Origin of the sequence: Saccharopolyspora karakumensis, assembly GCF_004349225.1 — a bacterium.
Classification (GTDB): domain Bacteria; phylum Actinomycetota; class Actinomycetes; order Mycobacteriales; family Pseudonocardiaceae; genus Saccharopolyspora; species Saccharopolyspora endophytica.
Genome location: NZ_SMLA01000011.1, coordinates 26,582 through 51,073 on the forward strand (window position 1 = coordinate 26,582; position 24,492 = coordinate 51,073).

General features: G+C 68.5%; 13 protein-coding genes. 9 read left to right on the forward strand and 4 right to left on the reverse strand.

Features of this window, described 5'->3' with window-relative positions; all coding sequences use genetic code 11:
* Together E1202_RS10325 and E1202_RS10330 are read left to right on the forward strand one after the other, a co-directional pair.
* A complete protein-coding gene (locus tag E1202_RS10325; RefSeq protein ID WP_235878005.1) occupies positions 1-519 on the forward strand; it encodes a nuclear transport factor 2 family protein in 519 nt (172 codons plus the stop codon).
* Positions 520-556: 37 nt separating this feature from the next.
* Positions 557-1,450, forward strand: a complete 894-nt coding sequence (locus tag E1202_RS10330; RefSeq protein ID WP_132682540.1) for a hypothetical protein — start codon at positions 557-559, stop codon at positions 1,448-1,450.
* 128 nt (positions 1,451-1,578) lie between these two features.
* Here E1202_RS10330 and E1202_RS32565 read toward each other — a convergent pair whose 3' ends face one another.
* Positions 1,579-4,842 (reverse strand): CHAT domain-containing protein, encoded by a 3,264-nt coding sequence (locus E1202_RS32565; RefSeq protein WP_132682541.1) that lies wholly within the window; start codon positions 4,840-4,842, stop codon positions 1,579-1,581.
* Positions 4,843-5,944: 1,102 nt separating this feature from the next.
* Between E1202_RS32565 and rpoB the strand changes: the two genes are divergently transcribed.
* A complete protein-coding gene (gene rpoB / locus E1202_RS10345; protein ID WP_132682544.1) occupies positions 5,945-9,439 on the forward strand; it encodes a DNA-directed RNA polymerase subunit beta in 3,495 nt (1,164 codons plus the stop codon).
* 117 nt (positions 9,440-9,556) lie between these two features.
* On the forward strand, positions 9,557-13,468 hold the full coding sequence (locus E1202_RS10350; protein ID WP_132682546.1) for a DNA-directed RNA polymerase subunit beta': 3,912 nt from the start codon (positions 9,557-9,559) through the stop codon (positions 13,466-13,468).
* 100 nt (positions 13,469-13,568) lie between these two features.
* On the opposite strand, the gene E1202_RS32570 is transcribed toward E1202_RS10350, so the two are convergent.
* The 3 genes from E1202_RS32570 to pdxR all read right to left on the reverse strand — a co-directional run bounded on the left by E1202_RS32570 (position 13,569) and on the right by pdxR (position 15,761).
* Positions 13,569-13,691 carry a hypothetical protein gene (locus tag E1202_RS32570; RefSeq protein ID WP_268952312.1) on the reverse strand — a complete coding sequence of 41 codons (123 nt, stop codon included), beginning with the start codon at positions 13,689-13,691 and terminating at the stop codon, positions 13,569-13,571.
* A 155-nt stretch (positions 13,692-13,846) separates the two neighbouring features.
* Positions 13,847-14,293 carry a DUF6319 family protein gene (locus tag E1202_RS10355; protein ID WP_132682548.1) on the reverse strand — a complete coding sequence of 149 codons (447 nt, stop codon included), beginning with the start codon at positions 14,291-14,293 and terminating at the stop codon, positions 13,847-13,849.
* 103 nt (positions 14,294-14,396) lie between these two features.
* Positions 14,397-15,761 carry a MocR-like pyridoxine biosynthesis transcription factor PdxR gene (gene pdxR / locus E1202_RS10360; protein ID WP_235878007.1) on the reverse strand — a complete coding sequence of 455 codons (1,365 nt, stop codon included), beginning with the start codon at positions 15,759-15,761 and terminating at the stop codon, positions 14,397-14,399.
* A 167-nt stretch (positions 15,762-15,928) separates the two neighbouring features.
* On the opposite strand from pdxR, the gene E1202_RS10365 reads away from it, so the two are divergent.
* The 5 genes from E1202_RS10365 to E1202_RS10385 are packed head-to-tail and all read left to right on the forward strand — an operon-like array spanning position 15,929 to position 24,129.
* Positions 15,929-16,462, forward strand: a complete 534-nt coding sequence (locus E1202_RS10365; RefSeq protein WP_207918548.1) for a YbaB/EbfC family nucleoid-associated protein — start codon at positions 15,929-15,931, stop codon at positions 16,460-16,462.
* Positions 16,463-16,476: 14 nt separating this feature from the next.
* Positions 16,477-16,785 (forward strand): ESX-1 secretion-associated protein, encoded by a 309-nt coding sequence (locus tag E1202_RS10370; RefSeq protein ID WP_132682551.1) that lies wholly within the window; start codon positions 16,477-16,479, stop codon positions 16,783-16,785.
* Positions 16,782-21,749 (forward strand): WXG100-like domain-containing protein, encoded by a 4,968-nt coding sequence (locus E1202_RS10375; protein ID WP_132682552.1) that lies wholly within the window; start codon positions 16,782-16,784, stop codon positions 21,747-21,749. Before E1202_RS10370 ends, E1202_RS10375 begins: the two co-directional genes overlap by 4 nt.
* Positions 21,750-21,754: 5 nt before the next feature.
* A complete protein-coding gene (locus tag E1202_RS10380; RefSeq protein ID WP_132682554.1) occupies positions 21,755-22,105 on the forward strand; it encodes a hypothetical protein in 351 nt (116 codons plus the stop codon).
* Positions 22,102-24,129 (forward strand): ADP-ribosylglycohydrolase family protein, encoded by a 2,028-nt coding sequence (locus E1202_RS10385; RefSeq protein WP_132682555.1) that lies wholly within the window; start codon positions 22,102-22,104, stop codon positions 24,127-24,129. Before E1202_RS10380 ends, E1202_RS10385 begins: the two co-directional genes overlap by 4 nt.
* Positions 24,130-24,492: the final 363 nt, after the last annotated feature.

Consider the following 24,492-nt stretch of genomic DNA (forward strand, 5'->3'; position numbering starts at 1 on the left):
GTGACCGTTCAAGCCGACACCGCTCGCCGGCGGCCCAAGCTGTCGCTGGTGCTGTTCGTCGTGAGCCTGGTGTGCGCCCTGGTCCTCGGGGTGCTGTGGGTGCTGGCCATCAACAACTCCTCGGTGGCCTACGCCGGGACGCGTGATGAGGCGCTGCAGCAGGGTCAAGAAGCGATCGTCAACTTCAACACCCTGGACCACAAGGACATCGACCGCGGTCTGCAGCGGTGGGAGGACAACTCCACCGGTCCGCTGCGGGACGAGGTCCGGAAGGGTCGCAAGGACTACGCCACCCGGATCCAGCAGGCCAAGAGCAGCACCACCGCCCGCGTGCTGGACGCGGGCATCGTCGAGCTCGACGAGAGCGCGGGCAAGGCCCGGATGATCGCGGTCGTGCAGATCACGGTCACCGTGGAGGGCCAGCCCCCGGCCACCAAGCAAGATCGCTACCAGGCAGAACTCACGCGTGAGGGCGACGTCTGGAAGATCAGCGGACTGGGCACCGTCCCGGTCGGCTGAACGGCGAGACCCGAAAGCGATTCGAGGAGTACAGCCAGTGCCTACCAACCGCCGTTCCGGCACGAACCGGCAGCCAGCGGCCCGTCGGCCGAAGGTGGCCGGCCTGCGCAAGCGCCCCACTTCGCCCGCCTCCTCCGAGGAGACCGCGAAGACGGAGGAAGAGGACCAGGTCAACGGCACTGCGGTGACCGAGCGGCCGGAGGCCGCGAAGCCCGAGGCCGCGGAACCTGCGACCGCCGAGCCGGAGGCCGCCGAGAGCGAACCCGCAGCCGCCGAGCCGGAGGCCGCCAAGAGCGAGACCGCCGAGCAGGAATCGCAGGTCAGCGAGGCCGTTGCGGCCGATGAGCCGTCGTCGGCCGCCGAGCCGGAGAAGTCCGAGGCCGAGGCCGCCGAGCCGGAGAGCTCGAAGTCCGACGTCGCGGAGTCCGGCGAGCCCGGCAAGCCGTGGGTGCTGTGGGGCCTGACGGCGCTGCTGTTCGCGCTGGCGATCTTCTTCGGCGCCTCGACCTACACGACCTACAACACCGGCCCCGCCGCGAACGAGGCGCTGACCTCGGCGGGCGCGACCAGCGAGGTCAACGGCCAGGTCAGCGACGGCATCGAGAAGCTCTTCTCCTACGACTTCAACGACACGGCCAAGACCGAGAACGCCGCCAAGGACCTCCTGGTCGGCCCGGCCGTGCAGAAGTACGACGAGCTGTTCGCCCTGGTCAAGCAGCAGGCCCCGCAGCAGCAGCTGATCGTCACCACCACGGTGAAGAACAGCGCGGTGACGCGCCTGGAAGGCGACCGGGCCGAGGTCCTGGTCTTCGTCGACCAGCACGCGATGCGCGCCAACACCGGGGAGTCCAACATCGGCCCCGCTCAGCTCTCGGTCAGCGCCGAGAAGCAGGGCGACAAGTGGAAGATCACCCAGCTCACGCTGCGCTGAGGTCTTGTTCGGCGCAGCGGTGCGGGTGGCGGAACCTGGCACGCCTTCCGGCTCCGGGTCCAGACACCGAACAAGCCCCCTCCGTCACCGGATCCCCGGTGGTGGAGGGGGCTTCGTGCGTCAGCAGGTCAGGGCCCGACGTGGATGTGGGCGCTCCAGGTCGCGTGGTCGTTCGGACGCGCGTTGCGGAGCTCCCGGGCCGCGTTGTGCAGCGCGTAGGCGGCACCGTCGGTGCCGTACCCGGTCTGCCCGAACACCTCCGAGTAGAAGTCCGCGTGCGCCTCGATCGCGCTGTTCACGTCGACCTCCCACAGGGTGCCGACGACGTGCGTGAACCCGGCGAACCCCAGCGCCGAGGCCAGCGACAGCGCAGCCGCGCACGGGTGATCGGCCGCCGTCGCGACCTGACCCAGGTAGCAGAACTCCGCCTTGTCCAGCGCGACCTGCCCCAGCTCGACCAGGCCCAGCGGCCGCTGGCCGTCGCGGTCCAGCAGCATCCCGGCGGCGGGCTGGGCGGGGAACTGCGAGCTCGGCTCGCAGATGTGCACCCACGGGTAGTTCGGCAGCATCCGCAGCACGTCGGTGGCGCTGGCGCTCTCGGTCGAGATGATCTCCGCGCTCGGCCAGTGCTGGGCCAGCACCTGGTTCTGCGGCGGCAGCTCGCGCGAGACCTGCTCGGCCGATCCGGCCGCCACCAGCGCTTCGCCCTCCGGCACCGGCCGGGTGCGGGCGCGCAGCAGGCAGCCCAGCGTCGGCGTGTGCGACGACACGACTCGGTCCAGCGCCGAGGCACCGGCGTGCGCCGTCGCGGAGTGCAGCGGCAGGTAGGCCGCAGCGCCGAAAGCGCTCCACCAGACCCGGGGCCAGCGCGCACCGGCCGCCGGGGTGTTGAGGTATCCCATCCGGTCCAGCACCGGGCGCACCAGTCGCACCCACGTCCAGTCCAGCACCTCGGCCATCGACGCGTGGTCGTCCTGCTGCGCTGCGGTCAGCAGCGCGAGGGCCTGCTCGCCGGCCTTTTCCGGGGTGGAGTGCGGGATCGGCACCGTCAGCACCCGGCCGCCGAAGATCACCAGCACGTCCGAGCGGTACCGGCTGAGGTTGACGATCGCCACCGATCCGTCGCCGCCGACACCGCTGAGCTCGGAGAACGGCCGGACCCGCAGGTGCGTCCGCTGGACCTCGCGGACCTCGTCGATCAGCGCCGTCCAGGCCTCGGCCAGCCGCATCCGGTCGTCGGCGTCGCCCAGGTCGGGGTCCTCGGCCGGGCGGTCCAGCAACCGCCGCAGCCGCACGATCTCGTCGGCGAGGCCCGGGTGCTCGCGGTGCAGCGTGCCGAGCTCGCCGCCGCTGGGCAGGAAGTCCGCCAGGATCGCCGACCTGCCGTGCTCGACGAGCTCCACGGCCTTGTCCGGCTCGCCGGCCTCGATGGCGCTGGCCGCCGCATCGGCCACGATCGAGGCCCAGCGCTGCTGCGCGCTCGGTGACGCCACGACCCGCTTGCCGCGCGTCATCAGCGGCAGCAGCTCGACGGCGGTGGTGAACGACTCCAGCGCCTCCGACCAGCGCTGCTCCTGAGCGCTGATGCGTCCGGCGAGCGCGGCTGCCCGAAGCCGCTGCTCGGCGGGCGCGTTGATCTGGGTGGCGGCCTCGGTGAGCACCTTGCGCGCCCAGCGGTGGTACCGGCGGCGACCGGTGCGCTGGTGCAGCGCCTGCAGCGCCCGGCCGAGCTGGATGGACACCGCCGCCCGCCCGGGAGTGGTGTCCGGCATGCCGATGAGCGCCTGGTCGAACAGCTCGATCGCGGTCTCGACGTCCTGCGCGCGCCCGGCCCGCTGGAACCGGTGCGCCAGCACCGCGCCCAGCTGCACCCACGCGATGTGCTGGGTCCGGGAGTCCGAGGACTTCGCCGCCTCGCGGGCCAGTTCGCCCGCGCGGTCCAGGTCGTCGCGGTTCTCGACGTGCTCGTAGCGCACCAGCAGGCTCGTGTTGAGCGCGGTGATCATCCGGGCGCGCTGGGAGGGAGCGGCGGCCTCGACCGACGCTTCGCCCGCGGTGACCGCGGTGTCCAGCGCCTTGGCCTCGCCCCCGTGCATGAAGTGCCTGCGCAGCAGGATCGCGTAGCCGCCCAGCGCCAGCGCCCGGTGGGTGTCCTCGGTGGCCAGCGCCCGCACCGCCGGTGTGATCGGGCGCAGCACGCGGCGCAGCTGGCCGGCCTCGCCGGTGGCGTCGACGTGCTCGGCGGTGGCGGCGGACAGCTGCCAGACGGCCAGGCCGAGCTGCGGGTTCCCGGCTTCGAGCACGCCGAGGACACCGATCAGCTCGTTGATCGCGGAGTTGAGGTCGGTGAGATCGCCGTTGCGCTGGAACCGCAGCCGCAGTGCCTCGGCGTACCGGCACAGCCCGCCGCGGCGGGCTGTGCCGTCGGGCAGTGCTCCCGATCCGGCTGACAGGTGCTTGATCGCCTCGTCGAGGTCGTCCTGGTCGCCGTTGCGCTGGTAGCGGCGCATCAGCGCGGCCCCGAGGTTGATCAGCAGCTCGGAGGTGGTGGCGTCGCTGGCCGGGGAGATCCGCGCGGCTTCCCGGAACACCGAGATGGATTCCTCGTCGGATTCCGCCGAGTCCGCGAGCTGGGCGTGCAGCTTCAACGCGTTGGCCAGCCGCAGCAGCACCATGGGGCGCCGCTGGTCGCGCTTGGGCGTCTTCTCGACGGCTTCGCGCGCGACCTGCGCGCTGTCGGCCGCGAACTGGGCCTGACCGGTCTTGCCCGCGAGGTCGGTCAGGGCCAGCGCGAGGTTGCAGTAGTAGAGGATGCGGTCCCGGTCGCCGGAGTGCGCGGAGTTCGTCGCCGCGCGGTAGTAGCCGATGGCGTCTTCGAGGTCGGCGAGCTCGCGGCTGCGCACGTAGGTCAGCTGGACGGCGCTGCCGAGGTTGTTGAGCACGCCGGCTCGGGCGGGGTCGTCCTCGCGCAGCACGCCCGCGGTGGTGCGGAAGACCTCGGTGACCCACTGCAGGTTGCTGAAGTCGAGCGTGGTGACGATCTGGTTCATCGCCGCGATCGCGTCCGCGTAGCGCTGCTCGGCGCTGCGACGCTCGGTGCCCCCGGGCCTGGCGCCGACCGCGCTGTGCCCTCCGGTGGCCGGGCCGCCGCCACCGGGTCCGCCGCCGAAGCCGGGATTGGTCCCGAAACCGGGGTTGGTGCCGGCGCCGGGGTTGGTGCCGGTGTGCGGGCCGCCGGGTCGTGCGTCGGGGCTGTCCGCGGTGGCGTCGCCGTCGTCCTCCGGCGCGAACCAACTGGATTGAGGGGGTTGAGGGCCGCTCTGGTCCTTGCCTCCGGTCCAACGCTGCAGCCCGCGGAACCGCTCGCTCGCGCGGCTTGCATCGTCTGTCATCGGTCGTTTCTCCTGTGGCCTGCCGGGCACCGGTCGGGGAAGCCGGTGGTCATCTCACGTTACCGGCGGAGGTATTTGTCGAGTAGCCCATGTGTTACTAGGTGGGATCGCCACAGAGGTGACGCGTCCCCCCGTTGGATGCAATTGCTGAGCTTCGGTTGGTGAAACTACTAGCTCTGCGCGACGGCATCAGCCCCATAGGGGAAGGTTTGCGGCATCTTGGGGTCTCGATGTGGTCAAGGCACGCTGACGGTCGCCCGGAGTTGATGTGGAGCCTCGGAGCGTTACGACGTTCGGGTGGCGGCTGTCCAGGTCACGCCGCATGCCGCCACTCACCGTAGTTATTCATGAACGGGCGTTTCCAGATTTCCGATCCCGCGAGTGGTCTCGGGTGGTCCCGCGAAATGGTCTGGGCCAATCCTTTCAAGATCGCACAAGCGGGCCCTCTGAAATTCGCGCACGAGTTCTGGAGGTGAATCCACTCGGGGCCCGTGCGAAATGGGGCTCGTGGTGCCCGTGGGAATTGTGTGGCGTGCGTCGCGGAAGGGGCGCGCGGACCGAGAATGACCACTTTCAGGTGGAGGTCGCCCGCGTCGAGGTGGTCCCGGGCGGTCTCGCGGCGACCGAGGGCGGGCCGGAGGTGTGTTCCGGGTCCCTCCTCTGTGGTCCGGAAGGGGTTTCTGAAGGGTTGTCAAGAGCCGATCGGAGGGGGTTCGCCGAGGGCGTGAAGGAACTGCCTCATGTGCTGATCAAAAGGGCCTGACCAGGTTAAAAGGGTCCCTCAGCGGTCACGCGAGGTGATCGTGTTTTCCGCCACGAGAGTGATCGATCGGTGATCTCTTGACTGAAAGCGCGCGCGGGTTCACTCTGGTCCTCAACGCGGGGCTGGGCCGCCATCGGTGGGCCCCCTCGACAGCTGGCGTCCTTCCGGCTAGACTGCTACTTTGCGCTGCCCTCCTATAGGTCTGCCCGCACTGGACCGTAGGATGGTCGGCGCCATTGCACCCTTGACAGCTGTGCTAGTGATCTGCGCGCTTGCCTGACGCGCGCTTTTCGCCGTGAGCATGGCTGTAGCCAGTTCAGAGTCCCGGAAGGACGCATCTTGGCAGTCTCCCGCGCGACCAAGGTCTCTGCAGCTTCCAACTACACGTCGGGGATCCCTGGGGCACCCAAGCGGGTCTCGTTCGCGAACATCCGCGAACCGCTGAACGTGCCGAACCTGCTAGACCTGCAGATCCAGTCCTTCGAATGGCTTGTCGGTAACGAGGCCTGGTTCCAGCGCCGGGTCGACGCCGGCGAGGACAATCCGGTTGGTGGTCTTGAGGAGGTCCTCAGCGAGATCTCCCCGATCGAGGACTTCTCCGGATCGATGTCGCTGTCTTTCTCCGATCCGCGCTTCGACGAGGTCAAGGCCTCCGTCGGGGAGTGCACGGACAAGGACATGACCTACGCGGCGCCCCTGTTCGTCACCGCTGAATTCACCAACCACTCGACTGGCGAGATCAAGAGCCAGACGGTGTTCATGGGTGACTTCCCGATGATGACCGACAAGGGCACCTTCATCATCAACGGAACCGAGCGGGTCGTGGTCTCCCAGCTCGTGCGTTCCCCCGGTGTCTACTTCGACCAGTCGGTCGACAAGACCACTGACAAGGACGTCTTCAGCGTCAAGATCATCCCGAGCCGCGGTGCGTGGCTCGAGTTCGACGTCGACAAGCGCGACACCGTCGGTGTCCGCATCGACCGCAAGCGCCGTCAGCCGGTCACCGTGCTGCTCAAGGCGCTGGGCTGGTCCACCGAGGCCATCCGCGAGCGCTTCGGCTTCTCCGAGACGCTGATGGCGACCCTGGAGAAGGACCACACCGGCGGCACCGACGAGGCGCTGCTGGACATCTACCGCAAGCTGCGCCCGGGCGAGCCGCCGACCAAGGAGAGCGCGCAGACGCTCCTGGAGAACCTGTTCTTCAAGGAGAAGCGCTACGACCTGGCTCGCGTCGGCCGCTACAAGGTCAACAAGAAAATCGGTCTCTCGCAGTCCTACGAGACCGGCGTGCTGACCGAAGAGGACATCGTCACCACGATCGAGTACCTGGTCCGCCTGCACGCAGGCGAGGTCGAGATGCCCGCTCGCGGTGAGGACGCCGGCGACAACATCCCGGTCGAGGTCGACGACATCGACCACTTCGGCAACCGCCGCCTGCGCACCGTCGGCGAACTGATCCAGAACCAGGTCCGCGTCGGCCTGTCGCGCATGGAGCGGGTCGTCCGCGAGCGGATGACCACCCAGGACGTCGAGGCGATCACGCCGCAGACCCTGATCAACATCCGCCCGATCACGGCGGCGATCCGGGAGTTCTTCGGCACCTCCCAGCTCTCGCAGTTCATGGACCAGACCAACCCGATCGCGGGCCTGACGCACAAGCGTCGTCTCTCCGCGCTCGGTCCGGGCGGTCTGTCCCGTGAGCGCGCGGGCATGGAAGTCCGAGACGTGCACCCCTCGCACTACGGCCGCATGTGTCCGATCGAGACGCCGGAAGGCCCGAACATCGGTCTGATCGGCTCGCTGGCCACGTTCGCGCGGGTCAACCCGTTCGGCTTCATCGAGACGCCGTACCGCAAGGTCGTCGACGGCCGGGTCACCGACCAGATCGACTACCTGACGGCCGACGAAGAGGACCGCTACGTCAAGGCGCAGGCCAACGCGGTGATCGACGACGACGGCAACTTCGTCGACGATCGCGTCCTGGGTCGACGCAAGGGCGGTGAGGTCGAGCTGCTCGCCCCCACCGAGATCGACTACATGGACGTCTCGCCGCGGCAGATGGTCTCCGCCGCGACCGCGATGATTCCGTTCCTGGAGCACGACGACGCCAACCGCGCCCTGATGGGTGCGAACATGCAGCGTCAGGCGGTGCCGCTGCTGCGCAGCGAGTCCCCGCTGGTCGGCACCGGCATGGAGCTGCGCGCCGCGGTCGACGCCGGTGACGTGATCACCGCCGACAAGGCCGGTGTGGTCGAGGAGCTGACCGCCGACTTCGTCACGATCATGGCCGACGACGGCACCCGCCGCTCGTACCGGATGGAGAAGTTCTCCCGGTCCAACCACGGCACCTGCATCAACCAGAAGCCGATCGTCAACGAGGGCGACCGGATCGAGGCCGGGCAGGTCATCGCGGACGGACCGTGCACCGAGAACGGCGAGATGGCCCTGGGCAAGAACCTGCTCGTGGCGATCATGCCGTGGGAGGGGCACAACTACGAGGACGCGATCATCCTGAGCCAGCGCCTGGTGCAGGACGACGTGCTCACCTCGATCCACATCGAGGAGCACGAGGTCGACGCTCGCGACACCAAGCTCGGTGCCGAGGAGATCACCCGGGACATCCCGAACGTCTCCGACGACGTGCTGGCCGACCTCGACGAGCGCGGCATCATCCGCATCGGTGCCGAGGTCCAGGGCGGCGACATCCTGGTCGGCAAGGTCACCCCGAAGGGCGAGACCGAGCTGACCCCGGAGGAGCGGCTGCTGCGCGCCATCTTCGGCGAGAAGGCCCGCGAGGTCCGCGACACCTCCCTGAAGGTGCCGCACGGCGAGACCGGCAAGGTCATCGGCGTCCGCGTGTTCAACCGCGAGGACGACGACGAGCTGCCCCCGGGCGTCAACCAGCTGGTGCGGGTCTACGTCGCCCAGAAGCGCAAGATCCAGGACGGCGACAAGCTCGCCGGCCGCCACGGCAACAAGGGCGTCATCGGCAAGATCCTGCCCGCCGAGGACATGCCGTTCCTGTCCGACGGCACCCCGGTCGACATCATCCTGAACACCCACGGTGTTCCGCGACGGATGAACATCGGCCAGGTGCTGGAGACGCACCTCGGCTGGATCGCCTCGCGCGGTTGGACGATCGACCCCGACGCCGAGTGGGCCAAGCGCCTGCCGGAGGAGCTGCTCGACGTCGAGCCCGGTACCAACACCGCCAGCCCCGTCTTCGACGGTGTGCGGGAGGAGGAGATCACCGGTCTGCTCGGCTCGACCAAGCCGAACCGCGACGGCGACCGGATGGTCGGCGGAGACGGCAAGGCGCAGCTGTTCGACGGCCGCAGCGGTGAGCCGTACCCGTACCCGACCGCGGTCGGCTACATGTACATCCTCAAGCTGTCGCACCTGGTGGACGACAAGATCCACGCCCGTTCCACCGGCCCGTACTCGATGATCACCCAGCAGCCGCTGGGTGGTAAGGCGCAGTTCGGTGGTCAGCGCTTCGGTGAGATGGAGTGCTGGGCCATGCAGGCCTACGGTGCCGCGTACACGCTGCAGGAACTGCTGACGATCAAGTCCGATGACGTGGTGGGCCGCGTCAAGGTCTACGAAGCGATCGTCAAGGGCGAGAACATCCCCGAGCCGGGTATTCCGGAGTCGTTCAAGGTGCTGCTGAAGGAGCTTCAGTCGCTGTGCCTGAACGTCGAGGTGCTCTCCAGCGACGGTGCCGCGATCGAGATGCGCGACACCGAGGACGAGGACCTGGAGCGTGCCGCTGCCAACCTCGGCATCAACCTGTCCCGCAACGAGAACCCGTCGGTCGACGACATCGCGCACTGACCCTCGCCGCCGGCCCGCGGGCCTAGTCCCGCGGGCCGGCGAACCGACCCAACCTGGCACTTGCTTCACCCGGTGGCACCGGGAGAGGCACCATTCGACCAAGGGAGAAGACCCGACGTGCTTGACGTCAACTTCTTCGATGAACTCCGCATCGGCCTCGCCACGGCCGACGACATCCGCCAGTGGTCGTACGGCGAGGTCAAGAAGCCCGAGACCATCAACTACCGAACCCTGAAGCCGGAGAAGGACGGGCTCTTCTGCGAGAAGATCTTCGGTCCGACCCGGGACTGGGAGTGCTACTGCGGTAAGTACAAGCGGGTCCGCTTCAAGGGCATCATCTGCGAGCGCTGCGGCGTCGAGGTCACCCGCGCCAAGGTGCGTCGTGAGCGGATGGGCCACATCGAGCTGGCCGCCGCGGTTACGCACATCTGGTACTTCAAGGGCGTTCCGTCGCGGCTGGGCTACCTGCTCGACCTGGCCCCGAAGGATCTCGAGAAGATCATCTACTTCGCGGCCTACGTGATCACCGGTGTGAACACCGAGCTGCGGCACAACGACCTGTCGACGCTCGAGAGCGAGATCAGCGTCGAGCGCAAGCGGACCGCTGACCAGCGCGACGCCGACCTGGAGGCCCGGGCCCAGAAGCTCGAGACCGACCTGGCCGCGCTCGAGGCCGAGGGCGCCAAGAGCGACCAGCGCCGCAAGGTCAAGGAAGGCGCCGAGCGCGAGATGAAGCAGCTGCGCGACCGCGCGCAGCGCGAGCTCGACAAGCTCGACGAGATCTGGGACACCTTCACCAAGCTGGAGCCCCGTCAGCTCATCGCCGACGAGGTCCTCTACCGCGAGCTCTACGACCGGTACGGCGAGTACTTCACCGGTGGCATGGGCGCGGAGGCGATCCAGACCCTGCTGTCGAACTTCGACATCGGCGCCGAGGCCGAGTCGCTGCGCGAGACCATCCGCAGCGGCAAGGGCCAGAAGAAGCTGCGCGCCCTCAAGCGGCTCAAGGTCGTGGCGGCCTTCCAGGCCACCGGCAACGACCCGAGCGGCATGGTGCTCAACTGCGTGCCGGTCATCCCGCCGGACTTGCGTCCGATGGTGCAGCTCGACGGTGGTCGCTTCGCGACCTCCGACCTCAACGACCTGTACCGCCGCGTGATCAACCGCAACAACCGCCTCAAGCGACTGATCGACCTCGGCGCGCCCGAGATCATCGTCAACAACGAGAAGCGGATGCTGCAGGAGTCCGTGGACGCGCTGTTCGACAACGGCCGTCGCGGGCGTCCGGTCACCGGCCCGGGCAACCGGCCGCTGAAGTCGCTGTCCGACCTGCTCAAGGGCAAGCAGGGTCGTTTCCGCCAGAACCTGCTGGGCAAGCGAGTCGACTACTCGGGCCGTTCGGTCATCGTCGTCGGCCCGCAGCTGAAGCTGCACCAGTGCGGTCTGCCGAAGGAAATGGCCGTCGAGCTGTTCAAGCCCTTCGTCATGAAGCGGCTGGTCGACCTCAACCACGCGCAGAACATCAAGTCCGCCAAGCGGATGGTGGAGCGCCAGCGCCCGCAGGTGTGGGACGTGCTGGAGGAGGTCATCGCCGAGCACCCCGTGCTGCTCAACCGTGCTCCCACGCTGCACCGCCTGGGCATCCAGGCGTTCGAGCCGCAGCTGGTGGAGGGCAAGGCCATCCAGCTGCACCCGCTGGTCTGCGAGGCGTTCAACGCGGACTTCGACGGTGACCAGATGGCGGTCCACCTGCCGCTGTCGGCCGAGGCGCAGGCCGAGGCCCGAGTCCTGATGCTGTCCAGCAACAACATCCTGTCGCCGGCCTCCGGTCGGCCGCTGGCGATGCCGCGTCTGGACATGGTCACGGGCCTGTACCACCTGACCCGCCTGGTCGAGGGGGCCAAGGGCGAAGGTCTGGCGTTCTCGTCGGTCGGCGAGGCGATCATGTCCTTCGACCGCGGCGTGCTGGACCTGCAGGCCAAGGTCAAGATCCGCCTGCGGGACCTGGTCCCGAACGCGCAGCAGATGCCGGAGGGCTGGGAGCCGGGTCAGCCGTGGATCGCCGAGACCACGCTGGGCCGGGTCTGGTTCAACGAGCTGCTGCCCGAGGACTACCCGTTCGTCGACGACCTGCTGCCGAAGAAGAAGCAGGCCGCGATCGTCAACGACCTCGCCGAGCGGTACCCGATGGTCACCGTCGCCCAGACGCTGGACAAGCTGAAGGACGCCGGTTTCCACTGGGCCACCCGTTCCGGTGTGACCGTGTCGATCACCGACGTGGTCGTGCCGCCGAACAAGACCGAGATCCTCGACGGCTACGAGGCCAAGGCCGACCAGGTCGAGAAGCGGTACCGCCGCGGTGCGCTCTCCTACCAGGAGCGCAACGCGGAGCTGGTCAAGGTCTGGACCGCGGCCAAGGACGAGGTCGCCGAGGCCATGGAGACCAACTTCCCCGAGGACAACTCGATCAGCACGATCGTGAAGTCCGGGGCGGCCGGTAACATGACCCAGGTCGTTCAGCTGGCCGGTATGCGTGGTCTGGTGTCGAACCCCAAGGGTGAGTACATCCCGCGCCCGATCAAGGCGAACTTCCGCGAGGGCCTGTCCGTGCTGGAGTACTTCATCTCCAACCACGGTGCTCGTAAGGGTCTGGCCGACACGGCGCTGCGTACGGCCGACTCGGGTTACCTGACCCGTCGTCTGGTCGACGTCTCGCAGGACGTCATCGTCCGCGAGACCGACTGCAGCACCGAGCGCGGCGTCAAGATGCCGATCGCGGAGCTGTTGCCGGACGGCAAGCTGCTGCGCGACCAGCACGTCGAGACCAGCGTCTACGCCCGCACGACCGCCGAGGACGTCACCGACGCCGACGGCAACATCGTGCTGGCTCGCGGGTCCGACCTGGGCGACCCGGCGATCGAGAAGCTGGTCGCGGCGAAGATCACGAAGGTCAAGGTCCGCAGCGTCCTGACCTGTGAGTCCGCGGTCGGCGTCTGCTCGGTCTGCTACGGCCGTTCGATGGCCACCGGCAAGCTGGTCGACGTCGGCGAGGCCGTCGGCATCGTCGCCGCCCAGTCCATCGGTGAGCCCGGCACGCAGCTGACGATGCGCACCTTCCACCAGGGCGGTGTCGCCGGTGACGACATCACCACCGGTCTGCCGCGTGTGCAGGAGCTGTTCGAGGCCCGCGTCCCGAAGGGCAAGGCCCCGATCGCCGACACCTCCGGCCGCATCCGGCTGGAGGACAACGACCGCTACTGGAAGATCACGATCATTCCGGACGACGGCGGCGAGGAGATCGTCTACGACAAGCTGTCCAAGCGTCAGCGGCTCGCGGCGATCTCGGTGGACGGCACCGAGCGGCAGATCTCCGACGGCGACCACGTCGAGGTCGGTCAGCAGCTGCTCGAAGGTGCGGTCGACCCGCACGAGGTGCTGCGCGTGATGGGCCCGCGCGAGGCCCAGCTGCACCTGGTGAACGAGGTGCAGGAGGTGTACCGGTCGCAGGGTGTGGGCATCCACGACAAGCACGTCGAGGTCATCGTCCGCCAGATGCTGCGCCGGGTCATCATCATCGACTCGGGTGCCACCGAGTTCCTGCCCGGTTCGCCGGTCGAGCGCTCGCAGTTCGAGGCGGAGAACCGCCGCGTCGTCGCCGAAGGCGGGGACCCGGCTTCCGGCCGTCCGGTGCTGATGGGCATCACCAAGGCGTCGCTGGCCACCGAGTCGTGGCTGTCGGCGGCGTCCTTCCAGGAGACGACCCGCATCCTCACCAACGCCGCTATCGAGGGCGCGAGTGACAAGCTGGTCGGCCTGAAGGAGAACGTGATCATCGGTAAGTTGATCCCGGCCGGTACGGGCATCAACCGGTACCGCAACATCCAGGTGCAGCCGACCGAGGAGGCACGGGCCGCGGCTTACGCGATCCCGTCCTACGACGACAGCTACTACACCCCGGATGTGTTCGGCGCCGGCACCGGTGCGGCCGTCCCGCTGGACGACTACGACTTCGGCCGCGACTACCGCTGAAGTCCGAAGTAACCAGGCGCCCCCTGCCCGACTCCTCCGGGCAGGGGGCGCTTTCTTCGCTTCAACCTATGTTCGTCGTGGCTGTTGTTGCGCGCTATTACTAGCGCTGGGGTTCGTCCGCGGTGGTGTCCGCGGGCGAGGACTGCGCGTCGTAGTGGTCGGCGAGGGCTTCCGCCTCGATCTTGGGCATGGGGAGCGTCTGTTCAGCGGGGGCTGGACTCATGCGACGGAAGTTAGTGCAGATCCATGGTCATGCGGAACCGCTGTTGATCATTTCGTTGACTTTCGAGCATGAAAAAGCCCCTGCTGGGCAGGGGCTTTTTCATGTCCAGGGGGCCATGCCTGGGAGGGGACCACGGCGCCCCGGGAGTCCTCGGGTCAGCCTTCGAGCTCGGCGAGGGCCTTGCGGACTCGCTCGACCTCGGCTTCGAGCTCGGCGAGCTTGGCCTCGTGCTGCTGGCGGGCTTCGTTGATGACGCCCTCGATTGTCTCGGAGATCTCCGGGTTGAGCTCGGCGGCGGCCTTGGACACCGCGGCGGCCGCGACCGGTAGGGCCTGCACGACGCGCTTGCCCTGGTGCAGCAGGTCGGCCTGCCACTCGCCGTCGGCGGTGCCGGTGACGGTGAGGGTGAGCTCGACGGTGCGGGTCTTCTTCGCGGTGCTCTTGCGGGTCTGGCGCTTCTTGGGCGCCTCAGCCGGAGCCTCGGAGGTCTCGGTGGCCGCCGGAGCCGGGGTTTCGGACGAGGGGGCCTCGGTCGCGACAGCGGAGGGCGCCGTGCTGTCCGCGCCGGTGGTCTCGGCCGGAGTGGTCTGCTCTTCGGTCAACTCTGTGCTCCTGTTTATCGCGGGAGGGGACACCAGAATAGAACAGGTGTTCCCCAGCTGTTGCAGTGGACACGCCGACGACGCGCAGTGTCGCCTGATCGGGTCACCGTTCGAGGACGGTGACCAGGGCTTGCAGTGCGGGACGGAACGCGCGGTCGGAGGGCGCCGCGTACCCGACGATCACGCCGGGTGGGTGCGATCCGGGGCTGAGCCAGTGCGGCCCCAGCACCTGGAGCTCCACCGACCGCCGCCGCGCCCTGTCGAGGACTTCGAGTTCCGTGGGTCCTTCCGGATCCAGCTGCAAGGTCACGTGCAGTCCCGCCGAGATCCCGGCCGGGTGAGGCCGGTGGTTCGCACGCATCCCGCGCAGCGCTTCACCGAGCTGCTCGCGGCGCTGCCGGTAGGTGGCGCGCGATCGGCGGACGTGCTGATCGTAGGCCCCCGACAAGATCAACTCCGCCATGGCCAGCTGTTCGAACAGCGGAGCGTGCAATCCGCTGTGCCGCTTGAGCTCCCGAACCGGCCCCACCAGCCGCGACGGCAGTGCCAACCAGGCCAAACGCAGCGCGGGCGCCAGGGTCTTGCTCGCCGTCCCGGCGTAGACGACGTTGTCCGGCGCCATCCCCTGCAGCGAGCCCATCGGCTGCCGGTCGAAGCGGAACTCGCCGTCGTAGTCGTCGTCGATGACCAGCAGGTCCTCGTCCTTGGCGCGTCGGGCCAGCTCCGCCCGACGCGCGGAGCTCATGCTGACGCCGAGCGGGAACTGGTGGGCCGGGGTGACCACCACCGCTCGGCTGCGCAGCAGCGACACGTCGAGGCCCTCGTCGTCGACCGGGATGCCGTGCACCGCCATCCCGAACCCGGCGGGGATGTCCCACAGGTGCGGTGCCGACGGGTCCTCGAAGTCGACGGAGGACTCGCCCTGATCGGCAAGGGCATTGCTGAGCAGCGACAACGCCTGCGTGTAGCCGTTGCAGACGATGATGTTGGCCGGTGTGGTGGCCACCGCCCGCTCGCGCGCGAGGTAGCCGGCGAGCGCCTCGCGCAGCCGCGGATGCCCCTGCGGATCGCCGTAGTCGAGGTCGTCGGTGGGCACGTCGCGCAGCGCGCGGCGGCTGGCCGCCAGCCAGTCCCGGCGCGGGAAGGAGCTCAGGTTCGGCCGACCCGAGCGGAAGTCCCAGCGCGCCACGTCCGGTGGCGCGGGTTCGGGCGCGTCGGGCTGCGCGGGGGTCGCGAGCAGTTCGGCGACGACCGTGGGAGCGCCCTGCCGCGCCACCAGGAACCCCTCGGCGACGAGCTGGTCGTAGGCGCGGGTGACGGTGCCGCGCGCGATCCCGAGCTCCTGGGCGAGCGACCGCGTCGAGGGCACCCGGCTGCCGGCCGCCAGCGACCCGTCCCGGACGGCGGACCTGAGGGCCTCGGTCAGCTGCCTGCTGTCCGGGTGAACCAGCCCAGCGAACCATCCCACCGTCACGGTCCAGACCTTAGTACCTGGAGCGCCGCTCGGTCCGCGCAGCGGTGCCTGGTGGGCGGTCGTGATTATCGCCTCGGTGGGAAAAATCCGATCGGCCCTGCCGGTGCACGATCGGTTGATAACGTGCTCAGCCGCTGGAGAGTTGATCGACGGGGAGTGTCGTGGCGGAGGATTTCGGCAGGGACATCGGTGCCGCCGAGCGGATGGTTCGCGAGTGGCAGGACCGGGCGGCGCAGAAGGCCGAGAAGTTCAACCGCCTGCAGCAGCAGGTCGAGCAGATCTCGGTGACCGAATCCTCCCGCGATGGCGCGATTCGGGTGACCGTGGCGTCCACCGGGATGCTGCAGGACCTGCAGCTCGCCGACAACGCCAACAACCGGCCGATGCCCAGGCTCGGCGCGGAGATCATGCGACTGGTGCAGCAGGCGCAGGCCAAGATCCCCGACCAGATGCAGGAGGCCGTCGAGGGCACCGTCGGGCTCGCCGACTCGGCCGCCCAGCACGTGCTCGACCAGGCCCGCAAGCACTTCCCGGAGCCCCCGCCCGAGGAGGAGCCGCCGCGCGGCACCCGGCCGAACGAGATCCGCCCGGCCGACGAGGACGACTACCAGCCGCCGCAACGCCGGCAGTCGCCCGGCCGCCGCAGGCCCGACGACTTCGACGACGACTCCGGCAACGGCTCCTTCCTGCGCTGACCTGGGGACTGCACATGCCTGACGAGATGAACGTCGCCATCGAGAACCTGCGCACCCACGCATCCAAAGTGGACGGTGTGGTGGATCAGCTGAGCACGGCCGTCGACGCCTCGCAGCAGGTTTCGCTGACCAACGACGCCTACGGCATCCTGTGCCGCCCCTTCGCGTGGATGATCGACCCGGTCGAGCAGAACGGCGTCGACGCGCTGCGCGAGGCCGTGGCGTCGATGCGGAAGATCGCCGACGACGTGCGCGCCACCGCCGAGGACTACCAGCAGGTCGACGACTCCAACAGCGCGCTGATCCGCGGAGTGCAGCCGTGACGAACCCGCTCGTCGAGAAGCAGCCGGAGAGCAACGACGGCTTCATCACCCAGGGCAGCGGTGACGCGGGGTGGACGAGCGGCATCGGCATCGCCGAATCCGTCAACGACGTCTCCAGCCTCAACGAAGGTTCGAGCTGGGTCGAGTCCGGACTCGCCTACGGCGGTCTCGCGATGGAGGGCATCAGCCTCGCCGTCGACCCCATCGGCACCCTGCTCTCCTACGGGCTGTCCTGGCTGATCGAGCACGTCCATCCGCTCAAGGAAGCCCTCGACTGGTTCGGCGGAGACCCCGACGGCGTCGCCGCCTACGGCAAGACCTGGGAGAACGTGTCCAAGGCCGTCGAGGAGGCCGCGAGTCAGTACGAGGACGCCGTCAAGGCCGACACCGCGAGCTGGACCGGTGCCGCCGGCGACGCCTACCGCAGGACCGCCGCCGAGAAGGGCGAAGCCCTCGCCGGAGCGGCGAAGCTCGCCGGGACCATCAGCTCGGTCGTGACGATCATGGGCGAGGTCGTCTCGTTCGTCCGCGAGTTCGTCCGCGACCTGGTCGCCGACTGCATCTCGCGGCTGATCACCTACGCGCTGGAAGCCCTGCTGCCGCCGATCGCCTCGCTGGCCTGGGTGATCCCGCAGGCGATCGCGTTCATCTCCAAGACGGTCACCAAGATCGCCGACATCGTCGGCAAGTTGACCAGGACGATCAGCAACGTCTCCCCGAAGCTCGCCAAGCTCGCCGAGGTCTTCGGCGACATCATGGAAACCCTAGGCGACAAGGGCAAGGCCGGTGCCGGGGCGATCGGGAAGGTCGCCGAGAAGCTCGACGTCGCCGAGCGGTTGGCGGAGAAGACGTGGAAGAAGGTCGACGACACCTTCGGCACCGACGTCGTCGGCAAGCACAACGCCAAGTTCGGCGGCCGGGATGCGCCGGGCTCGGGGGACGGCGAGTCGTCTACGGGTTCCGGTGCTGGGGAGTCCGGCCCTCGGTCGTCGAGCGGTGCCCCGGGGCAGGGCGATTCGCCGTCTTCGGCACGATCGGAATCCACCGGGGAGACCGGCTCTCCGCGTTCTGAGTCCACTCCGGACGGTGCAGGTTCCGGCGAGTCCGCCGGCGGCCGCGGCGACGTGTCCCCGGATTCGCGATCGAACGCCGATTCGGGTGGATCGACGCGCACCGATGCCGGTTCGGGGACGCAGGACGTCTCGAACTCCGGAGGTTCGGCTCGGTCCGACACCGGTTCTCAGTCGCAAGACGGTTCGGGCCCGGCGGGATCGAACCGCACCGACTCCGGTACCGGGACGCAGGATGCCCCGAACTCGGGCGGTTCGACGCGATCCGACTCCGGTTCGGGCTCGCAATCGCAGGCCGATTCCAGCCCGAGTTCTCAGCCGCACGCGGACTCCGGCGGACCGCAGGCTCGCCCCGATTCGGGGACGAGCTCCCAGCCGCACGCGGACGCGGGTGGATCGCCCCGAGCCGACACGGGATCGAGCAACGCCGGCTCGGGTGGTTCGACGTCCGGTGCGCACACCTCCGACGTTCCGCGAGCCCCCGCCAGCACCTCGGCGGCCGCCGTCGACGCCCCGGCGAGGCCGGACGCGGCCGCGCCGCAGTCGGCCCCCGCGGCTCCGCGACCGGACCAGCCGTCGGGCAACGCCCCGGCCGGTGGCCCGGGCGCCCCGGCGAGCCCGTCGGCCCCCGGCGGCGCCACGCCGTCACCGCGCGGTGGACGCCAGGGCCCGGGTGGCTGGACGGGCACCTCGGGACATCCGGGTGCCGTCCGCGACCTCCCCGGCAACGCGCCCCGGACCCCGCGCTCGCCGAGCCACCCCGCGGGCCCGCGCCCGGACGCTCCCGCGCACGCGCCCAGGGGCCCGATGCCGCCCCGCCAGGCCCCGCACGCGCCCGCGCCGATGCGGCCCGTCCGGTCCGGCGCGCCCGCCGCTCCGGTCCGGCGGGGAACCCCGGTGCAGCGACCGCAGAGCGCCCCGCCCCGATCGCCTCACCTGCGCACCGCGGATTCGCCCCGCACGCCGATCCCGGCCCAGCGCGCCCCGGAAACGCCGAACAGCCCTGCTGAGCAGCCAAAACCCGATGAGCCGAGGGTTTCGACGGCGGAGTCGATGGCGGCCGAGACCCCGCCGAAGGACCAGTGGCAGGCCGGGCACCACATGGTCGACCACACCCCTCGCCTCAACATCTCGCCCGAGCTCCGGGACAAGCTCGGACCGTTCCGGCGCGACATCGAAGCCACCGGCGCAGGCCTGTCGTTCACCAAGCCCCCGGTGAAGGACTACTTCGGCCGGGCCGAATGGGCGCACAAGCGGCCCAGGTGCTCGGTCGACCCGAACCGGTTCACGGTCGAGATGCACGGCGGTCCGAACGGCGTGAAGTTCAAGCACATCGATCTCGACGCGAAGGAACTCGCGGAGATCATCAGGGGCTCCTCGGGCTACAAGGAAGGCACGCCGATCCGCCTGGTCTCCTGCGAGACCGGCGCCGACGTGCCCGACGGCTCCAAGAACTTCGCCCAGCAGCTCTCCGAAGAGCTGGGCGTCGAGGTCCTGGCCCCGAACACCAACGCGTGGGTCGACAACCACGGCAACATCTACGCCAGCGAATCCAGCGCCAAGTTCGACGAGGACGAGTCAGGCTCCCCGAAACCCCGCCTCGACTCCCCGGGCGAGTGGACGGCCTTCCGCCCCGACGGCACCAAAGCCGTCCACAGCAGCCCCTACCCCCCAGGCCACCAACCGGAATGGGTCCGCCACGGCGTCCAAGCCGAACGCGCCCAAATCCGAGGCATCTTCGGCCGTCGCAAGGACGAAGACTTCTCCATCGACCCGGTCACAGGCCACAACTACAGCAACGCACCCCCACAGGGACAGTTCGGCCCGCCACCGCAGAACCACGGCTACCACCCGCAGGGCTACCAGCAACCGCAGCACCAGGGCTACCCGCAGCAGGGGTACCCCCAGCAGGGCTACCAGCCGCAGACCCACCCGCATCAGGGCTATCCACAGGCCGGACCGGCACAGCCACACCCGCAACCGAGTGCGCCCCCGCACTACTCGAACCAGCCGTACCAGGGCTACCCGCAGCCGAATTCGACGCAGGGGTATCCGCAGCACAGCGCTCCGCAAAATCACCCGCAGCAGAGCAGCGGTGGCTACCCGCAACAGCCGCAGCACGTCTCGCAGCAGGGTGGGTACTCACCGCACCCGCAACCTCCGCAACAAGGTGCCTACCACCCACCTCAGCATCCTCAGGGTGGGTACGTACCTCCGCAGCAGCCCGCGCACGCGCAGCCTCGGCCGAGTTCACCGCAGCAGCAGGGCTTCCCACCGCAGGGCGGGCGACCGAACGCCTTCCCGTCCAGCAATCCGGCACAGCCGTGGCATGGGGCCCGGAACACCCCGACTCCTGTTCAGGGAGGGCATGGGCCGGGGGCACAGCCTCAACAGCCCCACGGGCATGCGCCGAACTCTGCTGCGCCGAATTCGAACCCGCCCACGCCGGGCGCGTCCGGTCACCCGCAAACGCCGCGGAACAACGCGACTCCCCAGCGCCCGTCGGCATCGCAGCAACCAGCCGCTCCGAACCCGAGGCTGCAGCAAGCCGGGCCCCCGGCGGGCCACCAACCTGCCGCGCCCCCGGGCGGGGGCGCATCGCGTCAGCTGGACGGCGCTGGCCCAGCCGCTCCGAACGGGCCGGCTGCGGCGACACCGTCGAAACCTGTGCTCGACGACTTCACCCCGGCGCAGCCCGCCACGCCGTCCACGGCGGGTGCTCCGGCGGGTTCTTCCTGGAAATCCGACTTCGGGCCAGCGGGAAGTTCGAAGCCCGCGCCCATTGCGTCCAGTTCGCACGCGACCCCCTCGACGTCGAAGCCAGTCCTGGACGATTTCGACCCGGGTCCCGTCCGCCACGAGGCACCGCACACCCCGAACAAGGTCGAAGACGACTTCGCGCCGAAGGGCGCGCCGCAGCAGCAGGCGCCGTGGTCCAACGTTCCGCGCGGTTCGACGACACCTGAGGCTCCGCGTTCACAGGACTCGACCCGTTCGAGCTCGGCGGGCGCGAACGAGGATTTCCACCGCCCAGCTGCGCCCGGCCAGAACCAATCCTCCGCCGGGGGCACTGGCCAGCCGAACTCTCCGCACGGTGCCTCTCAACCGGTGCCTTCAGCAGGTTCTCCACATGTCCAAGGCGGAGGTTCGCCGAGCTTCCCACCTCCGCCAGATGTGACCCCTTCGGTCCGCTCCTTCGAAGACTTCCTGCGTGACAACGGTTTCGCACAGGGAGCGTTGGTCCCGGATGCTCCGAAGACTGATGCGCCTGAACTCGGCGACCGCAATCCGCTCGACGAGTTCGACTTCTTCGGTGACAAGGACTTCCGTGCAACAGCCGATGACCACTCGGCGCTCCGGCAACTCGGCAAGGTGCTCAGCGATGCCGAACTTCAGGAGATCCGTACGCGCAGGCCGGATATCGATCACATCACCGACGAAGAGATCTCGGCGATGTACGTCTACACCGGTATTGAGCACCAGTACTGGAATGAGGCGCTTCGCGGTGCCGATGTCGAAGAGGTGCGCAAGTACGAGACCCTGATCCGGAACGCTGTCTCGGGAATGAACAAACTCCCTGACTGGACCCCGGCGACAGTCCATCGCGGTATCCAGATCGATGCCTGGGACATGGACAACTTCCTGGATCGGTACTTGGAGGGGGAAGAGGTCACGGAAAATGCTTTCACTAGTTCTTCGAAGGCGGACCCGTTCCCGGGAAATGTCGAATTTGTGATCGAAGCTCGTGAAGGTAAAGACCTTGAGTTCCTAAGGCCGTACTCGGGCATGAGTGAGGTGGCGTGGCCCCCTGGGAATCGCTTCAGGGTGGACAGGCGTGAGTACGACAGTGCGACCGAGAAGTGGACCATCCATTTGACGGACCTGGGGAGGTGAAGGCGGTGTCGGATGAAACCATTTGGTCGCCGCGGAGTCGCTTCGAGGTTCTGAGCAAGGAGTTCAGCGACGAGCTGGGGAGGTGGGTCGTCCACCTTCGGGACCGGGGCGTCACACCGCTGAGCCATGAGGAGCTCTTGCGAAAGTACGACGACGTCTCCGAGTTGTCGCCAGAGGTGAGGGCCAAGACCGATGCGAATCGGGAGTGGATGCGCAAGTTGCATCGCAGTGGGCGTCGGTCGACTCCTAAGCCGGGGGACAATTTCCCTATCGGGCTGGATGACAACTTCAAGCCTTTCCCCGCCAAGCGCAGGCGCGACGCGGAGGATGCAGCCGAGGACGGAGAAGCGGGATGAGTCAGCAAGGGTCGACGACCGCGCTTGAGCAGGCCATCGAGCGGTACGCGAGCGACCCCGAGGCAATCGACCAGGTGTACCGGGAGTTCCTGGTCGCCAAGTTGCTCCTGGTCACGTCTGAGGACTCGTTGGCCCCGGTCATGGTCAGCGTCGAAGGCCAAGAGAAGCAGCAGGTCTGGGTGTGCACGAACAAGGAGGCCGTGCCTGACTTCGCTCCGGGCACGACCGTCGTGAACGGGTACCAGCTGCTGCCGATGTTGCCCGAGGTGAACGTGCACGTCGCGACCTCTCCTGACGCCCAGGACGTGATGCTGATCGGGTCGCGGGCGATTCTGCACTCGGCACCCGAGATCACCGACGATGTGCGAGCCGTGGGGCAGCAGCAGCCGGGAACCTGGATCGGTGTGCCAGACCGCATGTACCAGGGGCAGCCGCGCGACAAGGTCCCCGAGTACGCCTTCGTCGGCGAGTACTGGGTGGACGAATCCGGCGCGGTGACTGGTCAGTACCGGCCGAGCTCGAAGTACAAGCCGTCTCCGCTGACACTGGGGTTCCCGGAGCCGGTGAGCATGTTGGAGAAGGTCCTGCACCTGCACACCGCCGGATATGTCTCGACAGGCGCTCTCGTGACCGTCCTCGCGGACAGTGACTTCGCATTGGTGGTCGAGGAGGACGGGGTCGCCCCGATCTTCCCGCTCGGTGGCAGGAAGGTCCTGTTTGGTGCCTCGGCGGTCAAGTACGTCCCGGATTTCGCGAAGGGGGCCCACAAGGCCAACCTGGCCTCGATCGAGCCGTTCCTGGACGAAGCCGGCCTCGTGCTCGACATCGCCACGAGGCACCAGGCGTTCATCGAAGGTTCGGTGCTCAAGCAGGAGCTCGAGAAGCGCCGCGCCGCTGGGGAGAACCCGCAGCCTGCTGCCGTGCCTGAGAAACCCATCGACGCCCACGAGCGGTTCCTCGGGTCGATGCTCGGTGGGGCGATGGGGGATGCGCTGGGGTATGCGATCGAGTTCAGCGACATCGGGATGATTCGTCACCACCACGGCGAAAACGGGCTCACCGAACCCGTGCTCCGGGATGGGGTCGTGCAGATCTCCGATGACACGCAGATGATGTTGTTCACGCTGGAGGGGTTGGTCCGGGCGCATGTGGCTCGGCGGGTGGAACCGCGGGACAACGACCCGATTCCTGAGGTGCAGCACGCGTATCAGCGCTGGTTCCACACCCAGAACCAGGCGTGGGAGGTGGCCGGTGGGCCGTACGCGCGTCAGCTGCAGCGGCCTGACGGGTGGTTGATCACGAACTGGGCGCTGTTCGCGAATAGGGCTCCGGGCAGCACCTGCATGGCGGCGTTGGCGAACTTCGCGCAGACCGGTGTTTTCGCGACACCGCAGCACCGGATCAACAACTCCAAGGGCTGTGGTGGGGTCATGCGGGCTGCGCCGGTGGCGGCGTGGTCCAACGATCCCAGCGAAGTGTTCCTCGTGGCGGTGCGGACCGCAGCGCTGACGCACAGCCACCCGAGCGGGTTCTTGTCGGCCGGGGTGCTGGCGGTGATCGTGCATCAGCTGATCCGCGAGGTTCCACTGCGCGAGGCCGTGCGGTTGGCTCGGGAGTTGCTGACGCGGTGGCCGGAGCACGAGGAGCAGTTGCGGGTTCTCGATCGCGCGGTGGCGTTGGCCGAGCGTGGTCGTGTGTCGCCGGAGGAGTTGAAGGCCGAGCTCGGCGAGGGCTGGGTGGGCGAAGAAGCGCTCGCCATCGGCCTTTACGCCGTGCTGGCCGCGGACAACCTGCGTGATGCGCTGTTGCTCTCGGTGAACCACTCCGGTGACTCGGATTCGACGGGGATCGTCTGCGGCAACATCGGTGGTGCGGTGTACGGGACGAGGGGAATTCCGCAGGAGTGGCTGCAGCACCTGGAGCTGCGCGAGGTGATCGAAACAATCACCAGGGACGCGCTCGCGGAATTCAGCCCTGGACCCCCGACCGATCCGTCCTGGACCCAGCGCTATCCCGCCTGGTGACGCCCGTGCACGTCGACGCCACGCGGTGGTTGCGGGGTGTTCGTTTAGCGCGAGCGGGGGACGCCCGATGAGGGACGAGCGGATTCACCCGATGTCGAGCGAGGCTCCGGAGGAAGTCACGCACCGGTCTGGCGGGGCCCAGGGCAACATCGCTGAAGCGCTGACGCTCGACGAGCAAGCGCGGGTGGAGCCCCGTGGTCGGCTGGAAGCGGGGGACGACCGCATTTGGCGCGAGGGCCAGGCCGCCATGCGGTACTGCGATGTGCAGCGCGTGCGGCGGGTCTTCGGGCGCCGCAGTGACGAGTTCTGCCGGAAAGTGCGATACGACAGGACGATCAAGGACGCGGCCGCGCGGTGTGGGAT